At 72.2% G+C, this 3,372-nt stretch carries 3 protein-coding genes; all 3 read right to left on the reverse strand.

The annotated features are described in order from the left end of the window. Positions 1-118 precede the first annotated feature (118 nt). The 3 genes from PV721_RS42335 to PV721_RS42345 are packed head-to-tail and all read right to left on the reverse strand — an operon-like array spanning position 119 to position 3,050. Complete coding sequence (locus PV721_RS42335) at positions 119-1,396, reverse strand: AAA family ATPase (protein WP_319734069.1); 1,278 nt, start codon at positions 1,394-1,396, stop codon at positions 119-121. A gap of 10 nt (positions 1,397-1,406) precedes the next feature. Beyond that, positions 1,407-2,111, reverse strand: coding sequence for a Flp pilus assembly protein CpaB (cpaB, locus tag PV721_RS42340; RefSeq protein ID WP_319734071.1), 705 nt, complete (start codon positions 2,109-2,111; stop codon positions 1,407-1,409). Positions 2,112-2,159: 48 nt separating this feature from the next. Next, the gene (locus PV721_RS42345; RefSeq protein WP_319734073.1) at positions 2,160-3,050 is read right to left on the reverse strand and encodes a hypothetical protein; all 891 of its coding nucleotides are present in this window, start codon (positions 3,048-3,050) and stop codon (positions 2,160-2,162) included. Positions 3,051-3,372: the final 322 nt, after the last annotated feature.

Genomic DNA, 3,372 nt, shown 5'->3' on the forward strand with positions numbered 1-3,372 from the left:
ACGCGTAGCCGATCAGTACGCACTCCCACACCGCCGCCACGAGCAGCAGGATCAGCGGGACCATGCCGACGAACTCGATCGCCACCTGGCCCCGGTCCCCTCTCCGGGCGGGCATCCGTCAGCCCTCCCGGACGCGGCGCAGGCGGGAGACCGGGCCGGCCGCGCGGACCGCGACCGCCGCGCCCGGGGTGCCGGGGGCGGGAGCGGTGGCGGTGTCCGGGGCCTGGAGGAGGCCGAGTTCGCCCGCCAGCGTCCACAGGGCCTGCTTCACCGTCGAGCGGTTGTCGAGGTCCTGGACCCGGCCGGCGTCCACCACCGCCTGGAGTTCCTTGAAGGCGGCCGGGACCGGGGTGCGGGTGGCGCGGGTCTTGGTGATCTTCTCGATCAGGGCGGGCTGGATCTCCGTGTGCTTGCTCCAGCGGTTGACGACCATCGCCGTGTCCTCGGCCTTGCGCACCTGGAGGCGTTCCCACATCCGGACCATCCGCTTCGCCGCCCGTACCGCGACCACGTCCGGGGTGGTGACCAGCACCGCCACGTCCGCCATTTCCACGGCGGCGGCGTTCGCGCCGGTCACCTGGGTGCCGCAGTCGATGACGACGAGTTCGTAGCGGCTGCGCAGGGCTCCGACGATGTGCCGGGCTGCCCGGTCGTCGACCTCCTCGCCCCGCTCACCGTCGGCCGGGGCCAGCAGCAGCGCCAGGCCCGTGCGGTCGTCGTACACCGCGTCCTGGAGGACCCGCGGCGAGATGTCCTGGATGCCGGCGAGGTCGGCGATGGAGCGGCGGAACTGCACGTCGAGGTACGAGCCCACGTCGCCCGCCTGGAGGTCCATGTCGACCAGTGCGGTACGCCGTCCCGAGGCGGCCGCGGCGAGCGCGAACTGCACGGCGGTGAAGGTGGTGCCCACGCCGCCCTTGGCTCCGGTGACCGTGACCACGCGGCCGCCCGGTCCCGTGAAGACGTCGGCGGCGGCGCCCTTGCCCAGGTGGCGGCGTACGCCCACGGACCACTGGGCGGCGGCCTGGACGCGGGCGGCGAGTTCCTCGTAGGAGAGCGGGAGGCCGATCAGGCCGCGCGCCCCCGAGTCCATCGCGGCGGAGAAGAGCGCCGGTCCGGCGTCGGAGGAGACCAGGACGACGCCCACCGCCGGGAAGCGCAGGGCGACCTCGCGGATCAGTTCCAGTGCGGGCACCGGCCCGATGCGCTCGTGGACGAGGACGACCTCGGGCAGTTCGTCGATGGAGTCGACGGCCAGCCGGGAGAGGGTGTCCAGCAGCGAGGTGGAGTCCGGGACGGGCGCGGCCGGCTCCGCGGACGGGAGCTGACTGAGGAGGGTGGAGATGGCACGCGCGGCGTCCGGGTCGCCGACCGCGGGGAGGATTCGGGTGGTCATCCGTGATGCCTCACTTGTCCCCGTCGAGGGTGTACGTACGGTCGCCCGGGGCGGGTGCCGAGTCGGTGCCGGGGGCCACCAGCGCCAGGCGGACGTGTTCCGCGAAGGACTCGGCGTACGCGACGCGCTGGGTGTCCTTGGTGGTCAGGGCGAAGGTGATCGGGACCGCCTCGGCGGGGCCCTTGCGGTCGGTGTCCTTGGTGTCGAGGGCGGTGAGCCGGCCGACGCCCAGGACCCGGGCGTTGGCGACGATGATCACCGACCGCGAGGGGTCGGTGTCCTTGGCGCCCTTGAAGGTGGCGATGATGTTGACCTTGGCGCCCGAGGTGATCTTGCCGGCCACGCCCGTCGCCGCGTCGATCATGATGGCGATCTCCTGCTCGCCGGGCTGGAGCTGTGGCCGGTCGACGAACATGTCCGCCTGGAGCAGCGAGCCCTTCTTCAGGGTGGTGAGCGCGATCTTGTCCTTGAGCGCGCCGAGGTCGGTGACGGCGGTGTCGGACAGCCAGCGCTTGGGGATCCTGACCTCCTCGAACTGCCCGGCCGCAAGCGGGCTGTACGGCGCTATGTCGCCCTTGGCGCGGTAGGCGACGACCTCGGCCCCGACCTTGGAGTTGACGTCGCCGATCACCACGAGGACTCCGGCGAAGGCCCCCAAGGCACACAGGACCGACAGGAGCAGCAGGATGACGCCGCGGCGCTGGCGTGAGTTCATCGGTCTTCCTACCTCGCCGTTCTTCGTTCGTTCGCAGGAGTCGGTCGGTCAGGGTCTGGATCGCGCGGTGCTCGCCGGGGGCGGTGGCGCGGCGGGCTCGGCCGTGAGCGGGGCGGCGCAGAAGCCGCAGCGGTCGCCGATGAGTTCGAGGCCGCACCAGCGGCACTGCTCGCGGCGGACCGAGGCGACCAGTTGGTAGAGCACGGACAGGTCGGGGATGCCGGCGGCGAACTCGACGAGCTTCTGGGTTCCCCACCAGCCGGGCGAAGCCGCCGGCAGCGGGTTCTCCATGACGCCCTGCACCTGCCAGGCGGGGGCGAGTTCGGCGGTGACCCAGTCGGAGGTGAGCTGGCCGCGGGCGAAGGTGAGGTGCGTGGCGAACCCGGGACCGGCGGGCACCGCCGCCGACGCCTGTGCCCCGGCGGCCCCGAGCTTGGCCAGGTGCGGGGTCGGGTGGGCGAGCACGGCGAACTGCGCGCTCGGCGACCAGGACCGGGCGTGCGCTCCCAGCCCGACCGGGACGCGGACCCGGTCGAGCTTGGCGACCGAGCCCAGCAGGGCGCCCGCGTAGACGTAGTGGGACAGCAGCCGGGCCGCGGAGGCGATGATTCCGGGGCTGAAGTCGCAGACGCTGAGCTGGCGCAGCTGACGGACCAGCAGGGCGGTGCCCAGCGGCGGCAGATCGATGCCGAGGAGCGCGATCCGGTCGGTTTCCAGGATGGCCCGCACGGTGTGCAGCCGCTGGACGGTGGCGCGCGGGAGCCAGGGCGGTACGAGGGCCACGAGGTGGCCGTGCCGCTCCAGCAGGGCGCCGGTCTCGGCGAGCGCACCCTCCAGGTCGAGCTGCTCGGGCGGGTGCAGCACGGCGGCCCCGGGTGTGTGCCGGTCAGGGGCCGGAAGTACCAGATCGGCGCTGGTGACAGCGATGGCGGTCGGCACGCGAATTCCCCCGTTCACCCCGTGCGCCACATACGTCCCTACGCCCGACGCACGCTCGCCGCGTACGCGCGCACACTGCGCGACCGCAAACGATCGACGCTCTTCCCCCTTGCCTCAGCACCATATCCGCGTCACCCCTGGCAGGGCAGGTGCTTGCCGATTCCCGTGCCGTGAGCACGTGTCACAGCTGATCGGAAACCCGGACAACAGGGATCGCGCGGTCGGCCATTTCAAGCCACATAGCAAAGAGTCTTGACACGGAGATTGGTCTGGACCAACTTGGCTCCGGGGTACCCCATTCGCCCCCACGTTCCCCTTCCTC

This window comes from Streptomyces sp. MB09-01 (assembly GCF_033794505.1).
Taxonomy (GTDB): Bacteria; Actinomycetota; Actinomycetes; order Streptomycetales; family Streptomycetaceae; genus Streptomyces.

Coding starts and splice junctions, on each gene's coding strand:
- cpaB (WP_319734071.1), bottom strand. CDS start 2,111: ATGAACTCACGCCAGCGCCGCGGCGTCATCCTGCTGCTCCTGTCGGTC.
- PV721_RS42335 (WP_319734069.1), bottom strand. CDS start 1,396: ATGACCACCCGAATCCTCCCCGCGGTCGGCGACCCGGACGCCGCGCGT.